The 14,763-nt window shown below is 62.9% G+C and carries 9 protein-coding genes and 1 pseudogene; 3 read left to right on the forward strand and 7 right to left on the reverse strand.

The genetic code is table 11. The features are described 5' to 3' along the window. The first annotated feature begins 22 nt into the window (after positions 1–22). On the forward strand, positions 23–2,551 hold the full coding sequence (locus HDC30_RS20920) for a sulfite reductase flavoprotein subunit alpha (RefSeq protein ID WP_183784684.1): 2,529 nt from the start codon (positions 23–25) through the stop codon (positions 2,549–2,551). A 116-nt stretch (positions 2,552–2,667) separates the two neighbouring features. Here HDC30_RS20920 and HDC30_RS20925 read toward each other — a convergent pair whose 3' ends face one another. From HDC30_RS20925 to ptsP, 4 genes are all read right to left on the reverse strand, one after another. After that, complete coding sequence (locus tag HDC30_RS20925) at positions 2,668–4,209, reverse strand: alkaline phosphatase (RefSeq protein ID WP_183784687.1); 1,542 nt, start codon at positions 4,207–4,209, stop codon at positions 2,668–2,670. 175 nt (positions 4,210–4,384) lie between these two features. Then, a complete protein-coding gene (locus tag HDC30_RS20930; protein ID WP_183784689.1) occupies positions 4,385–6,118 on the reverse strand; it encodes a PTS fructose-like transporter subunit IIB in 1,734 nt (577 codons plus the stop codon). Between the two features lie 11 nt (positions 6,119–6,129). Next, the gene (gene pfkB / locus HDC30_RS20935; RefSeq protein WP_027610794.1) at positions 6,130–7,071 is read right to left on the reverse strand and encodes a 1-phosphofructokinase; all 942 of its coding nucleotides are present in this window, start codon (positions 7,069–7,071) and stop codon (positions 6,130–6,132) included. Continuing rightward, on the reverse strand, positions 7,071–9,932 hold the full coding sequence (ptsP, locus tag HDC30_RS20940) for a phosphoenolpyruvate--protein phosphotransferase (protein WP_183784691.1): 2,862 nt from the start codon (positions 9,930–9,932) through the stop codon (positions 7,071–7,073). Before ptsP ends, pfkB begins: the two co-directional genes overlap by 1 nt. 306 nt (positions 9,933–10,238) lie before the next feature. Here ptsP and cra point away from each other — a divergent pair, with 306 nt between their 5' ends. Both cra and HDC30_RS20950 read left to right on the forward strand, forming a co-directional pair. Continuing rightward, positions 10,239–11,234, forward strand: a complete 996-nt coding sequence (cra, locus tag HDC30_RS20945) for a catabolite repressor/activator (protein ID WP_027610792.1) — start codon at positions 10,239–10,241, stop codon at positions 11,232–11,234. 3 nt (positions 11,235–11,237) lie between these two features. After that, positions 11,238–12,014, forward strand: coding sequence for a TatD family hydrolase (locus tag HDC30_RS20950; protein ID WP_183784693.1), 777 nt, complete (start codon positions 11,238–11,240; stop codon positions 12,012–12,014). Here the strand turns inward: HDC30_RS20950 and HDC30_RS20955 are convergent, their stop codons facing one another. From HDC30_RS20955 to HDC30_RS29620, 3 genes and pseudogenes are all read right to left on the reverse strand, one after another. Then, positions 12,015–12,404: a hypothetical protein gene (locus tag HDC30_RS20955; RefSeq protein ID WP_183784695.1), complete on the reverse strand. Its 390-nt coding sequence runs from the start codon at positions 12,402–12,404 to the stop codon at positions 12,015–12,017. It lies immediately after the preceding gene. A 243-nt stretch (positions 12,405–12,647) separates the two neighbouring features. Continuing rightward, positions 12,648–13,577: a methyl-accepting chemotaxis protein gene (locus HDC30_RS29615; RefSeq protein WP_409347919.1), complete on the reverse strand. Its 930-nt coding sequence runs from the start codon at positions 13,575–13,577 to the stop codon at positions 12,648–12,650. Further along, positions 13,554–14,645: pseudogene (locus tag HDC30_RS29620) on the reverse strand (methyl-accepting chemotaxis protein); the annotation flags it as partial. The gene HDC30_RS29615 and the pseudogene HDC30_RS29620, both read right to left, overlap by 24 nt. Positions 14,646–14,763: the final 118 nt, after the last annotated feature.

Consider the following 14,763-nt stretch of genomic DNA (forward strand, 5'->3'; position numbering starts at 1 on the left):
TCGAACGGACAAGGCGAGCGACGTGTTGAAGAAAACCCTGTTCCAGTTGCACTGGTTTTTCGGCATCACTGCCGGGCTGGTGCTGGCCCTGATGGGCATTACCGGTGCCGCCTATTCGTTCCAGGACGAAATCCTGCGGGCGCTGAACCCGTCGGTGTTGCAGGTGGAAAAACAGGTCGCTGGCGTCCTGCCTCCAGTCGAGCTGGTGGAACACATCGAAGCGAACTCCGGCAAGAAAGTCGGGATGCTCTGGGTCGAGACCGACAGTGGCAACGCCGCGCGCGTCTACTTCACCCCGCCAAAAGGCGAACGCCGTGGCGAGATGCGCTACTTCAACCCATACACCGGCGAGTTCATGGGCGACGCCGTGGGTCAGGACTTCTTCGGCCTGATGCTGCAACTGCACCGCTTTCTCGCCATGGGCGACACCGGGCGCAACATCACCGGCGCCTGCACCCTGATCCTGCTGTTCTTCTGCCTCTCCGGGCTGTATCTGCGCTGGCCACGCCAGTGGAACAGCTGGCGCGTGTGGCTGACCCTCGACTGGAAGAAAAAGGGCCGCAGCTTCAACTGGGATCTGCACTCGGTGGCTGGCACCTGGTGCCTGCTGGTGTATTTGCTGCTGGCGTTGACCGGGTTGTCCTGGTCGTACGAGTGGTACAACAAAGGCCTGACCAGACTGCTTTCCGATGCGCCGCAAAACGAGCGCGTGCGCGGCGGTCGCGGCCCGGCGCCAGAAGGTCCGGCACCGACCGCCGACTATGCGGCGATGTGGAGCAGCATCTACAGCGCTGCCGGCCCGGGCCTGTCGGCCTACAACATCCGCATGCCGCCAGTGGCCGGGCAACCGGCGACCGTGTTCTACCTGCTCGACAGCTCACCGCATGATCGCGCGCTGAACCAGATCACCCTCGACCCGGCCACCGGCGTGGTCAAACGTGTCGACCGCTACGCTGACAAGAGCTTCAAGGCGCAGCTGTTGACCAGCATTTACGCGCTGCACGTCGGCAGCTATTTCGGTCTGGCCGGGCGGATCATCATCACCCTCGCCGCCGTGTGCATGCCGCTGTTTTTCATCACCGGGTGGCTGCTGTATCTGGATCGCCGACGCAAGAAAAAACAGATTCAGGACGCACGCAAAGATCTCCAGCCATCGAGCGGTGATGCACCGGCATGGCTGGTGGGTTTCGCCAGCCAGAGCGGTTTTGCCGAGCAACTGGCGTGGCAGACCGCCGGGCAATTGCAAGCCGCCGGGTTGCCGGTGAAGGTGCAGCCGCTGGCGAACGTCAGCGCGCAGGATCTGCGTGAATCGAATAACGCTCTGTTCGTGGTCAGCACCTTCGGCGACGGCGAAGCACCGGACAGCGCCCGCGGTTTCGAGCGCAAAGTGCTGAGCAACGCTGCAAGCTTCGACGGCCTGAACTATGCGGTGTTGGGCCTCGGCGACCGCCAGTACCAGAATTTCTGCGGTTTCGCCCGACGCCTGCATCAGTGGCTGGGCGAGCACGGCGGCAAGACCCTGTTCGCCCCGGTCGAAGTCGACAGCGGCGACCCATACGCCCTGCGTCATTGGCAAACCCAGCTCGGACAGCTGACCGGGCAAGCGCCGGTCGACACCTGGCAAGCGCCGAGCTACGACAACTGGACGCTGGTCAGCCGCGAACTGATGAACCCCGACAGCAGCGGCGCGCCGGTGTACCTGCTGGGCCTGAGGGCGCCGAGCACCAGCAGCTGGCTGGCCGGTGATCTGGTGGAAGTGCTGCCGCGCAACTGCCCGTGGGCCATCGAACACTTCCTCGACGGCCTGGGCATTCGTGGCGAAACCACGGTGAAGATCAACGGCCTCGAAGAGCCACTGGAAGTCGCCCTCGCCAGCCGCCAGTTACCCGAGCATCGCGCGCATCTGGTCGGCCTGCATGCACAAGCGCTGGTGGATGCGATGGTGCCGCTGGCCATGCGCGAATACTCGATTGCCTCGATTGCCGCCGACGGCGTGCTGGAACTGATCGTGCGTCAGGAACAACACAGCGACGGCAGCCTCGGCATCGGCTCCGGCTGGCTGACCGAACATGCGCCCGTGGGCGGCAGCATCAGCCTGCGCGTGCGGCGCAACAGTGGCTTCCACTTGCCGAACCAACCGGTGCCGATGATTCTGCTGGGCAACGGCACGGGGCTGGCCGGGCTGCGCAGTCTGCTCAAAGCACGCATCGCCGACGGTCAGCAGCGTCACTGGCTGCTGTTCGGCGAGCGCAATCGTCAGCACGATTTCCTTTGCCGTGCAGAGCTGGAAGAGTGGTTGATCAATGGCGATCTGGCACGGCTGGACCTGGCGTTTTCGCGGGATCAGGCGCAAAAGATTTACGTGCAGGATCGTCTGCGCGAATCCGCTGACGAACTGAAGAAATGGCTGACTGACGGTGCGGTGATCTACATCTGCGGCAGCCTGCAGGGCATGGCCGCCGGCGTCGATCAGGCACTCAACGACATCCTCGGTACCACCGAAGTCGAACGTCTGATCGAACAGGGCCGCTACCGCCGCGACGTGTACTGACACCCATCATTACCCGGTGGGAGCGGGCTTGCTCGCGAAGGCGCCGTGCCAGTCGATATCGACTTCGCTGACACACCGTCTTCGCGAGCAAGCCCGCTCCCACAGGTTCTCAGCGTCTAAACGGGCTGCAATTTCTGCTCGAAAACCGCTACCCCATTCAAATCCCGCAACACCACACTCATCTCCCCGCTCTGCCCTTCGATGTTCACCTCGCCAAAGAACTGAAAGCCGGCAAACGGTGAAGCGTTCTGCGTGGGTGGGGCCTTCTGGAACACCACTTCCGGGCCGAAGGTCTTGTCCAGCGGATTAGGACCGAAACTCCCGGCATTCAGCGGCCCGGCGACAAATTCCCAGAATGGTTCAAAATCCTGAAACGCCGCGCGCTCCGGGTGGTAGTGATGCGCCGCGCAGTAATGCACGTCCGCCGTGAGAAACACGAAATTGCGCACCTGCTGCGCCCGCAGAAAACCGAGCAACTCGGCGACTTCCAGCTCACGTCCCTGCGCCGGGCCCGGATCACCGTTGGCCACGGCCTCCCAGCGTGCGACGCCCGGGCTGACTTCACCGTCGGGCACACCGAGGCCGATCGGCATGTCGGCGGCGATCACCTTCCACTGCGCCTTGGAGTGCTTCAAGCCACGCTTGAGCCAGTCCAGTTGCTCACGCCCGAGGAACGGTTTGGCCGCGCCGAGATTGTCGTCGTTGGCCCCGCGATAGCTGCGCATGTCGAGCACGAACACATCGAGCATCGGCCCGTAGCTGAGCTTGCGATAAATTCGCCCCCCGCCGTCGGCCGCCTGCAAACGCATCGGCGAATATTCCAGCCAGGCCTTGCGCGCGCGGCCGACCAGGGTGTGGATATCTTTTTCCTGATAACGCTCGTCGAGCTGCTTGCCCGGCGACCAGTTGTTGACCACTTCGTGGTCGTCCCACTGCCAGATCTGCGGGACTTCGGCGTTGAAACGGCGGATGTTTTCGTCCATCAGGTTGTAGCGATAATTGCCGCGATAATCGTCAAGGGTCTGCGCGACTTTGCTCTTGGCCTCGGTGGTGAGGTTGCGCCAGATCCGCCCGCCCTCTGTGGTCAGTTGCGCCGGCACCGGGCCGTCGGCGTAGATGGTGTCGCCGCTGTGGATAAAGAAGTCCGGCAGGCGCAGGCGCATGGATTCGTAGATGCGCATGCCGCCGATGTCCGGATTGATGCCGAAGCCCTGGCCGACGGTGTCGCCACTCCAGACGAAACGGATATTGCGCCGCGCCTTCGGAGCGCTGCGCAAATGGCCGAGCCACGGCTCGCTGGCGACGCCGGATTGTGCGTCCTTGAAATACACCCGGTAGAAAATCGCCTGATCAGCGGGCAGCCCGGTGAGTTCGACGCGGGCGGTGAAGTCGGTGCGCGCATCTGCCAGTGCCGAGACTACACGGCGCGGGTGGCGAAACTGGCTACGGGTGTCCCACTCGACCACCATCCGTGCCGGGCGATCGCTGCGGCTCCAGATCATCGCGCGGTCGCCTTGCAGGTCGCCGGACTGCACGCCGTCGGTGAGTTGCGGCCGATCCTTGACTGACGCGATCACCGCCGGCGCCAGCCCCGGCATCAGCAGCCCGGCACCGACAACCTGCATGACCCGTCGGCGACCGATATTGAAATCGCTCATGCGTGTTCTCCCTGAAAAAAGGAAAACTTAAGCACGGCTATATGAACTCGCCATGACACCACTAACCATTGTGGGAGCGAGCCTGCTCGCGAAAGCGGTGTACCAGTCAACATACATGTCGCTGGCAGATTGCATTCGCGAGCAGGCTCGCTCCCACAGGGTTTTGTGGAGCCAGTTAAGCCTTCGCCGGTTCCAGCGCCAACTCAACGGCTTCCGGGCGTTTGACCGTCGCATAGACAACGGCCGTCAACAGACTCCCCGCGACAATCGCCAGCAGATACAGCAACGCATGATTGATCGCATTCGGGATCGCCAGCACAAACAAGCCACCGTGCGGTGCCATCAGTTTGCAGCCGAAGTACATCGACAACGCGCCGGTCAACGCACCTCCGGCGATGCTCGCCGGAATCACTCGCAGCGGGTCTTTCGCGGCAAACGGAATCGCCCCTTCGGAGATGAAACACAGCCCCAGCACCAGCGCCGCTTTACCGGCCTCGCGCTCGGTCTGGGCGAACTTGCGGCGGGCGATGAACGTGGCAATGCCCAGCCCGATTGGCGGCACCATGCCGGCAGCCATGGTCGCGGCCATCGGCGCGTAACTCTGCGAAGCCAGCAGCCCCACCGAGAAGGCATACGCGGCTTTGTTGATCGGTCCACCAAGGTCGACGCACATCATGCCGCCGAGCAACACGCCGAGCAGGATCGCGTTGGTGGTGCCCATGCTGTCGAGAAAATGCGTCAGTGCCGCAAGCATCCCCGCGACCGGTTTACCGACCACGTAGATCATCACCAGACCGGTGATCAGGCTGGCGAACAACGGAATGATCAGAATCGGTTTCAGCGCTTCGAGGCTCTGCGGCAATGCCACATAACGACTGATGGCCTTGGCCGCATAACCGGCGATAAACCCGGCGACGATCCCGCCGATAAACCCTGCCCCCAGCGTGCTGGCGAGCAAGCCACCAATCATCCCCGGCGCCAGGCCCGGGCGGTCGGCGATCGAGTAGGCAATGTACCCGGCGAGCAGCGGCACCATCAGCTTGAACGCGGTTTCGCCGCCGATCTGCATCAGCGCTGCCGCCAGCGTGCCTTCTTCCTTGAACGCGGTGATGCCGAAGACGAACGACAGCGCGATCATCAGACCACCGGCCACCACCATCGGCAGCATGAACGAGACACCGGTCAGCAGGTGTTTGTAAACCCCGGTTTTCTCTTGCTTGGCCGGCGCCTTGCCGTCGCTCGCAGCGCTCTCGACCTGAGCTTCGGCGAGGGCTTTTTTCAGTGTCGCTTCGGATTGCTTGAGGGCAATGCCGGTGCCGCAACGGTAGATTTTCTTGCCGGCGAAACGCTCGGTGGCGACTTCGATGTCGGCCGCCAGCAACACCACGTCAGCCTCGGCAATCGCCGTTGCGCTGAGCGGGGTTTTCGCGCCGACCGAGCCTTGGGTTTCGACGTGCAGTTCATAGCCCAGACGCTTGGCCGTCTGCTGCAACGCCTCGGCCGCCATGAAGGTGTGGGCAACACCCGTCGGGCACGCAGTGATGGCGACGATGCGTGGCGCACGTGGCGCAGCGGCAACCGGGACGGCTTCGCTGGCGAGGTAAACTTCGGCCTCTTGCGCACCACGGCGCAGCACCGCTTCGACATCCTGCAGCGCTTGCGCCGGGGCGATGCGGAACACGCGCTTGCCGACGAAACGGCGCATGTCGACATCACCGGTGGCGACCAGCAACACCCACTCCGCCGCCTCAATGGTGGCGGCCGACAATTCACGTTCCGGGTGCGCCGCATCGACCACTTCAACGCTGGTGCTCCAGCCCTGACGCTGGGCCGCCGCATCGAGCAGGCGGGCGCACAGCACACTGGTGACCATGCCGTTCGGGCAGGCCGTGACAATGGCTAATTTCATGACAAACCCTCTTATTGTTCTGTCAGGGGACGCACGCGTACGCCCTGTTCGAGCTGCGCCAGTTGCGCCGCATCGTTGATGCCGAAACCGATCTGCGTCACCGCCATCGCGGCAATCGCCGTGGCCGTGCGCAGGGTCTGCTCGGGCGTGTCGGCACTGAGCAGACCGTGGAGCATGCCGGCCAGCAGCGAATCGCCGGCCCCTACCGTGCTGGCAACAGTCACCTTCGGCGGCGTGGCATGCAGCGCCGAGCCGACACTGAACCAGTTCACACCGTCGGCACCGTGGGAAATCACCACGTGCTCGATACCCTTGGCGTGCAGACACGCCGCAGCCTGAGCTTCGGCGGCGTGCGAAACCACATCGCAATCGAGCGCATCGGCGAGTTCTTCGGTGTTCGGCTTGATCAGCCACGGACGCCCTTCAATGGCCGCGCGCAAGGCTTCGCCACTGCTGTCGAGGGCGACTTTCAGGCCGAGACCGTTCAGGCGTTCGATCAACTCACGCAACCACTGCGCGCTGACGCCACGCGGCAGACTGCCGGCGACCACCACCGCGTCATGCCCCGGAGCGATCTGCAGCAGACGCTCAAGCAACGCCTGCTGCGCCGTCGCGTCGACCACCGGCCCCGGGCCATTGATGTCGGTGATGCGCCCGTCGTGCTCGGCGACCTTGATGTTGCTGCGCGTCTCCCCCGGCACGCGAATGAACGCATCGACAAAGCCGCGCTTGGCGAACAAAGTCTCGAAGGCTTGCAGATTGTCTTCGCCGAGAAAGCCGCTGACCGTCAGTTGATGCCCGAGGTCTGCGAGTACCTGGGCGACGTTCACGCCTTTGCCGGCGGCGTGGGTGTGCATCTCGTCGCTGCGGTTGACCTGACCGGCCTCCAGGCGTGGCAGCTCGACCGTGAGGTCCAGCGCCGGGTTGAGGGTCAGGGTGAGAATCTTGGCCATTACAGGGCCTCCACTAATGCACGCACTTCGTTCGCGCTGCCCACGGTGAGGGCTTGTTGAGCAAGGGTTTGCGCCTGGGTCAGGCTGAGTTCGCGGATGCGCGCCTTGACCTCGGCGATGCTGCGACCGGACACGCTCAGCTCATCGACACCGAGGCCGACCAGCACCGGCACCGCCAGCGGATCCGCCGCCAGCTCGCCGCACACGCCGACCCATTTGCCATGGGTATGTGCGGCGCGCACGGTGATGTCGATCAGTTGCAGCACCGCCGGGTGCAGGCCGTCAGCCTGGGCCGAGAGTGTCGGGTGACCACGGTCGATGGCCAGGGTGTATTGCGTCAGGTCGTTGGTACCGACGCTGAAGAAGTCGACTTCCTTGGCCAATACCGGCGCCAGCAATGCGGCGGACGGTACTTCGATCATGATCCCCAGTTGCAGATCAGCGACCGGGATTTCCAGGCGCAAGCGCTCGGTCATGTCGCGGGCCTGACGCCATTCTTCGACGCTGCCGACCATCGGGAACATGATCCGCAGCGGCCGGTTATCCGCCGAACGCAGCAAGGCGCGCAATTGCGCTTCCATGACCTGTGGACGCTGCAAGGTCAGGCGAATGCCGCGCACGCCGAGGAACGGGTTTTCCTCCTTGGCGATCGGCCAATATGGCAGCGGTTTGTCGCCGCCGACATCAAGGGTGCGCACCACCAGCGGTCGCCCGGCGAGGCCGTCGAGAACGCGGCGGTATTCGGCTTCCTGAGTGGCTTCGTCCGGCGCCTGCGGGTGGGCCATGAAAATCAGTTCGGTGCGCAGCAGGCCAATACCTTCGGCGCCCTGCTCGACCGCAGCGGTAACGCCGGCGCTTTCACCGATGTTGGCGAACACTTCCACGGCGTGACCGTCAGTGGTGTGCGCCGGTTGATGGCGTTGTTCGGCGGCAGCCTTGAGACGCTGCTCGCGGGTGTCGCGTTCTTCGGCGGCACGTTGCAGGGTCGCGGCATCGGCGTCGACGTGCAGGCGACCGCGCTGGCCGTCGAGCAGCAACGGCGTGCCCGGTTCCAGCAGCAACACCGCAGCGCCAGCTCCGACCAGCGCAGGAATCCCGAGAGCACGGGCGACGATTGCACTGTGCGCGGTGGCGCCGCCGCGCGCGGTGAGAATCCCCGCTACCCGCGCCGGATCGAGCCGTGCGACGTCCGACGGACCGACCTCGTCCATCACCAGAATGTACGGTTGTTCAGGCTCATTCGGAGTCTGCACACCACAGAGTTGCGCCAGTACCCGGCGACCGATATCACGCAGATCCGCCGCCCGCTCAGCGAGCAACGCGTCCTGCAGCGATTCCTGTTGTTTGGCCGCTGCTTCAATCACCGCCATCCACGCCGCTTCGGCGCTCTCGCCTTGCTTGAGACGGGTGTCGACTTCGTCGGTCAGTTCCGGGTCGTCGAGCATTTCCTGGTGGGTGATAAAGATCTCGCGGATGGCCTTGGCCTTGCTGCGTTCGATCAGGCCCTGGATGTCACGGCGCACATCGCTCAACGCTTGCTTGAGGCGCTCGCGCTCGATGGCGGCAGACTCGCCGCGCAACGGGTAATCGATAGCCTGTTGCACCTGAATGTGCGCTGGGCCAATGGCGATGCCCGGTGCAGCAGGGATCGCCTGCAACTGCGCGCCGGACGCCGGGGCGATCAGCACTTCGGCGATATCAGCGATGGCTTCGCGTTGCTGACTCACGGCCGGCAACGGTTCGACCTCTTCGCCGAGGCCTTCTTCGATAGCGGCCAGCAATGCAGGCAAGGCGTCAGCAGCGATGCTCGGTTCAGCGATCAACTCCAGCACCTGACCACGCCGCGCGCCGAGGCTCAGCAGCTTGCTCAGGCTTTTTACCGACACGGCACTGTCCGCGCTGTCGACGATGCGCACACGGATTTCACCGTCGAAACTCTTCGCCAGTTGCGCAAGGATCTTCGCCGGACGTGCATGCAAACCGTGGGCGTTAGCCAGGGCAATACGTGCGCTCGGCCAATCGGCGGGCAGTTCGCCGCCGAGCACTTCGAGGACTTTGCGGCTGCTGGTGGCGCGGCCCAATTCATGACCGCGTCCTTCGATGAGCAGCGCGCACAGACGTTCGAGCAGCGCCTGATGCGCCTCACCCAGACTGGCCAGACAAAACAGACCGCTGAGCGGCTGCCCGAGGTAGCGCATCGGTTTGTCCGGGGTGACGAACGCCAGGCCCGGGCGCTTCACGGTTTGCTCGCTGTGCAGCCACCACAGGCCATCGCCCAGTGGCAGCGCTTCGACTTGTTGCAACACGCCGGCAAAACCATTGCTCACACAATCGGCCTGACGCAACAGACGCGCGCCACGCCAGACCAGCTCTTCGAAATCGTCAGCCGACACGCCGAGGCCGATCATCTGCGCATCCAGCGCCAGTTCCTGTGGCGCGCCTTGCAGCAGTTTCAGCAGCGCCTCGGGAGAACTGGTGCGACGCAGGGCCTGACCCAGATCGGTCTCGCCGAGGGCGCGGGTCAGCAGTTGCAGCAGGCGCAGGTGTTCGTCGGATTTGGCGGCGATGCCGATCGCCAGGTAAACGATCTGGCCATCGCCCCAATCCACGCCCTCGGGAAACTGCATCAGCCGCACGCCGGTGGCGAATACCTGATCGCGGGTCTCGGGCGTACCGTGGGGGATGGCGATACCTTGACCGAGAAAGGTCGAGCCCTGGGCTTCCCGCGCCTGCAAACCGGCGAGGTAGCCATCGGCGACCAGGCCATCGGCCACCAGATGATTGGCGAGTAGTTGCAGGGCGGCGGGTTTATCCACGGCCGATTGGCCCATGGATATCTGCTCTATAGTGAGCTCGAGCATGCGATCTCCTTTTTGGCACATGGATGCGCCAGGATATTGTTTTGAATGGTCACAGCTTAGGCGCTGGTCAGCCTGCTTTTCAGCGGCAGTTTTGGCGGTTTCACGGCAGAACCGGCCAAAGGCGTCTAAAACGTAGAAAATACGCTTGCTGAAACGTTTAATCTAGATTGATCGGCACGTTACTCGATAATGTCTCATCCTTGAAGTCCAACTTGTCGGATGCGCTGCGACAATAGTCGTCTGCCCGAATCGGGTAGGATTGGCGAAAATGTGGCGGCAAGCTCGAAAAAACAAGGAAATCCCGGGTTGAAACTCAGTGATATCGCGCGGTTGGCCGGAGTGTCCGTGACCACCGCCAGCTACGTCATCAACGGCAAGGCCGAACAGCAACGCATCAGCAACGCCACGGTCGAGCGGGTGCGTGCGGTCGTCGAACAGCACGGCTTCACCCCCAACCCGCAAGCGGCCGGGTTGCGCAGTCGGCACACCCGCACGCTGGGCTTTATTCTGCCGGATCTGGAAAACCCCAGTTACGCGCGGATCGCCAAACTGCTGGAGCAAGGCGCGCGGGCGCGGGGTTATCAGTTACTGATTGCGAGCTCCGACGATGCGCCGGACAGCGAGCGCCAGTTGCTGCAACTGTTCAAGGCGCGCCGTTGCGATGCGCTGATCGTCGCCAGTTGCCTGCCGGCCGGTGACGACAGCTACCGCCAGTTGCAGGCCAAGGGCTTGCCGATCATCGCCATCGACCGGGTCATGGAACCCGAGCACTTCTGCTCGGTGATCAGTGATGACCGCGAAGCCAGCCTGCACCTGACCCAGAGTCTGCTCGATCCGCAGCCGAAACAGATCGTGCTGCTCGGCGCGCGTCCGGAGCTGAGCATCAGTCAGGAACGTGCGGCGGGCTTCAAGCAGGCGCTGGTCGAGTTCAAAGGCGAAGTGCTGATCGAGCACGCCGAGTCCTTCAGCCGTGAATGCGGCAAGCAACTGATGGAAGAACTCCTGCAACGTCTAGGGCATTTGCCGGATGCGCTGGTGACCACGTCCTACGTGCTGTTGCAGGGCGTGTTCGATGCACTGCATGACTTCCCGCTCAAATCCCGCCCGCTGCGCCTGGGCACCTTCGGTGACACGCAGTTGCTCGACTTCCTGCCGCTGCCGGTCAACGCCATGGCCCAGCAGCACCAGTTGATCGCCGACAAGGCGCTGGAACTGGCGCTGGCCGCCGTCGAGCAATCGCAATACAAGCCTGGAGTGCAGGCCATCGCGCGGACCTTCAAGCAGCGTATTCATCGGGACTGAACCGTGGAGCTGATCGACAGCCACACCCACCTCGACTTCCCCGACTTCGACGCCGATCGCTCGGCGTTGCTCGCCGAAAGCCGCGCCCTCGGGGTGCGGCGGATGGTGGTGCTGGGGGTTTATCAGGGCAATTGGCAGCGGGTATGGGAGCTGGTGCAGAGCGATGCGGATCTGTACGCAGCATTTGGTCTGCACCCGGTGTACCTCGATCAGCATCAACCCGAAGATCTACGCGCACTCGGCGACTGGCTGACGCGGCTACGCGGCCATCGGCAACTGTGTGCGGTGGGCGAGATCGGCCTGGATTACTTCATCGAAACCCTCGACCGCGAACGCCAGCAGGCGCTGTTCGACGCGCAGCTGCAACTGGCGGCAGATTTCGAACTGCCGGCGCTGATCCACGTGCGCCGCAGCCACGCCACGGTGATCGCCACGCTCAAGCGCTTTAAGCTCAAGCGCGCGGGCATCATCCACGCGTTCGCCGGCAGCCGCGAAGAAGCACGCGAATACATCAAGCTCGGTTTCAAACTGGGTCTGGGCGGCGCGCCGACCTGGCCGCAGGCGTTGCGCATGCATCGGGTATTGGCGGATCTGCCGCTGGATTCGATCGTGCTGGAGACCGACTCTCCGGACATGGCGCCGGCGATGTTTCCCGGAGTACGCAATACACCGGCGCACTTGCCGGCGATCTGTGCGGCGCTCGCCGAACTGATGAAGATCAGCCCGGAACAATTGGCCGCCGCCAGCACCGCCAACAGCTGCGAAGTGTTCGGTTGGTAATCAGTCGCCGTGGACCTTGGCCGCTTCGAGAATCAAGGTCATGTGCTGACGTTGACGGACAAAGCGTGCCAGTGCGAAGTAGATAAAAATCACGATCAACGAAGCATTCAACTGTTCAGTCACGCTGAGCAGCCCGATCCATTCCATGACCAACGCCACCAGCAGCGCAGTGCACACGGTTACCGACGCGCTGAAGCGCAGCAATCCGAGAGAGTCGAGAGATTTGAAGCGTTTGATCTGCACCGGACAGCGCAACTCCAGGGTTTTCTGGCAGTGATTGCAGGTAAACGGTTCACTGATTGCGATGGCATTGAGTTGCCAGGGTTTGAGCACCTGCGTGGTCTGGCAATGAGCACAACGGCCCTGAACTCCCAGGGTTACAACGGACATTCGCGGCCTCCTCAGCGCAACTAACTGATCAGGGATACTGGCTCAATAATGACGAAAAGCCAGCCGCCGGAAGAAAACAGGAATTGGCTTACAAGCGTAAGCATCAAAGCATTACAAAATGTTCTGACATTACCGCCCTTGTAGGAGTGAGCCTGCTCGCGATAGCGGTGTATCAGCCAACAATTGAATTGACTGACACACCGCTATCGCGAGCAGGCTCACTCCTACAGCATTCGCGCTCGATCAGACGCGGAACGCGCTGATCAGTTGTTTCAGCTCCACTACCTGCGCCGACAGTGCCCGGCTGGCGTCCTCCGTCTGGTGCGCCCCCTGGGCCGTGCGCTCGCCAGCGCGATTGATCTCGACGATGTTCTGGTCGATGTCATGGGCCACCGCAGTCTGTTGCTCCACGGCGGCAGCGATCTGCTGGTTCTGGTCGACGATCATGCCGACCGCGCCGAGGATGTTTTCCAGCGCCTGCTGGACCTTTTCCGACTGCCCGACCGTGCCGTTGGCCATCTGATGGCTAACGCCCATGGCCTTCACCGCCGCGCCCACGCCGCCATGCAGTCTGGCGATCATCTGCTCGATTTCTTCGGTCGATTGCTGGGTGCGCTTGGCCAACGTACGCACTTCGTCCGCCACCACCGCAAATCCCCGGCCCTGCTCGCCGGCGCGGGCGGCTTCGATGGCGGCGTTGAGCGCCAGCAAGTTGGTCTGCTCGGCAATGCTCTTGATCACTTCCAGCACGCGGCTGATCGACTGGCTGTCGCTGGCCAACTGGTTGATCACCAGCACCGATTGATCGATCTCACTGGCCAGCGCAGCAATGCTGCCCTGCTGCGACTCCACCAGTGTGCGACCGCTGACGGTTTCATCGTTGACGCTGTGCGCGCTGCTCACCGCTGCCGCTGCGCTGCGTGCAACTTCCAGCGAGGTCGCCGACATCTGGTTCATCGCGGTCGCCACTTGCTCGATCTGCGTGCGCTGCCCGGCCACCGCCTGATTGCTTTGCGCCGAGACAGTTTCCACCTGCCCGGCCTGGCGCTCGACCTCAGCCACGGTCTGCCCGACTCGCTCGATCAGGTCATGGATTTTCCTCACGGTGCCGTTGAACACCTCACCCAGCTCGCCGAGTTCATCGCGACTGTTGGCCTTGAAATTGACCGTCATGTCACCGGCCGCGACCTTGTCCATCATCGCGCCCAGGCGCTTGAGCGTGGTGCGAGTCGAGGCGTAGAACCCGCCGTAGAGATAGAAAATCAGCACGAACACCACCGCCAGCGCCACCGCCTGCAACACCATGTGCGTGCGGTTTTGCGCGAGGCGCTGCTGCAGTTGGGTATCGAGGAATTTCAGGGTCGCTTCATTAAGCTGGTAGGTCTGCGCCATCAGCCCGGTGACCTGATCGTAGAACGCCTGCCACGGGGTATCGAGGGTCTCGGCCACCACGACTTTCGCCTCAAACAGTTCACTGGCCTGTTTGAGCGAAGCCTTGCTGCTGTCGGCCGGCGCGCTGAGACCGGCGCGCGCGGCCTGGCTGGAGTCGAGGGCGTCCTGCAGTTTCAACGCGTATTCAGCCTGGAGCTTTTCGATCTGCGCCAGCAACTCGTCGAAACGGCTGCTCGACGAACTGTTGAGAAAGCCCTGCCCCAACGAATACGAACCGATGGCCCGACCTTCGCCGAGAGTCTGGGTCACGGCCGGAGTGATGTTGGTGAGCAGATCGCTGAGCTGACGGATGTCGCTCTGGTTGTCGCGGCTCAGACCGGCCTGACTGGTGACGATCTGGCTGAAGATCTGCGCATTGCCGAGCAGTTTGCCGATCATCGCGCTTTTGCTTTGCAGAGAGTTTTCCGCCTGTTGGGCCTTGAACGCGCTGATCATTTCATCGCGTTTGCCGTCGAACAGTTTGATCTGTTCGGGATCGTCGGTCATCGCCTGCAGACCTTGCAGGCGCGCCAGCACGGATTGCTCCAGGCTGCTGATCTGCGCTTCGAGGTTGTCGGCTTTGCCGGACTGGCCGAGGGTGACGTTGATCTGCACCAGATTGTTCAGCGTTTCCAGATCCCGGCGCAGGCTCAGGCTGCTGCCCAGCAGATCGAGGCTCTGCAATTCGACCCGGGTGCCCTGGAATTCGCGATAGGAATCGCGCACCAGATAAAAATTGGTCACCAGCATCGGCACCAGGAACAGCACGCTGATCAAGCTGAACTTCATGCCGAAGCTCAGACGGTTCATCAGCGAGACGGCGGGATAGAGCAAGCTCTTCACTGGAAGTCTCCCTTGGCTTTTCTTGTTTTTATTGGCAGGCGCGGGGCGACAGCAGAAAGCCACTATCGGGCGCTGTCTCTGTATA

It is taken from the genome of Pseudomonas sp. JAI115 (assembly GCF_014200835.1).
GTDB lineage: Bacteria > Pseudomonadota > Gammaproteobacteria > Pseudomonadales > Pseudomonadaceae > Aquipseudomonas > Aquipseudomonas putida_A.

Coding starts and splice junctions, on each gene's coding strand:
- HDC30_RS29615 (WP_409347919.1), bottom strand. CDS start 13,577: ATGACGGTCAATTTCAAGGCCAACAGTCGCGATGAACTCGGCGAGCTG.
- ptsP (WP_183784691.1), bottom strand. CDS start 9,932: ATGCTCGAGCTCACTATAGAGCAGATATCCATGGGCCAATCGGCCGTG.
- HDC30_RS20955 (WP_183784695.1), bottom strand. CDS start 12,404: ATGTCCGTTGTAACCCTGGGAGTTCAGGGCCGTTGTGCTCATTGCCAG.
- pfkB (WP_027610794.1), bottom strand. CDS start 7,071: ATGGCCAAGATTCTCACCCTGACCCTCAACCCGGCGCTGGACCTCACG.
- HDC30_RS20930 (WP_183784689.1), bottom strand. CDS start 6,118: ATGAAATTAGCCATTGTCACGGCCTGCCCGAACGGCATGGTCACCAGT.
- HDC30_RS20925 (WP_183784687.1), bottom strand. CDS start 4,209: ATGAGCGATTTCAATATCGGTCGCCGACGGGTCATGCAGGTTGTCGGT.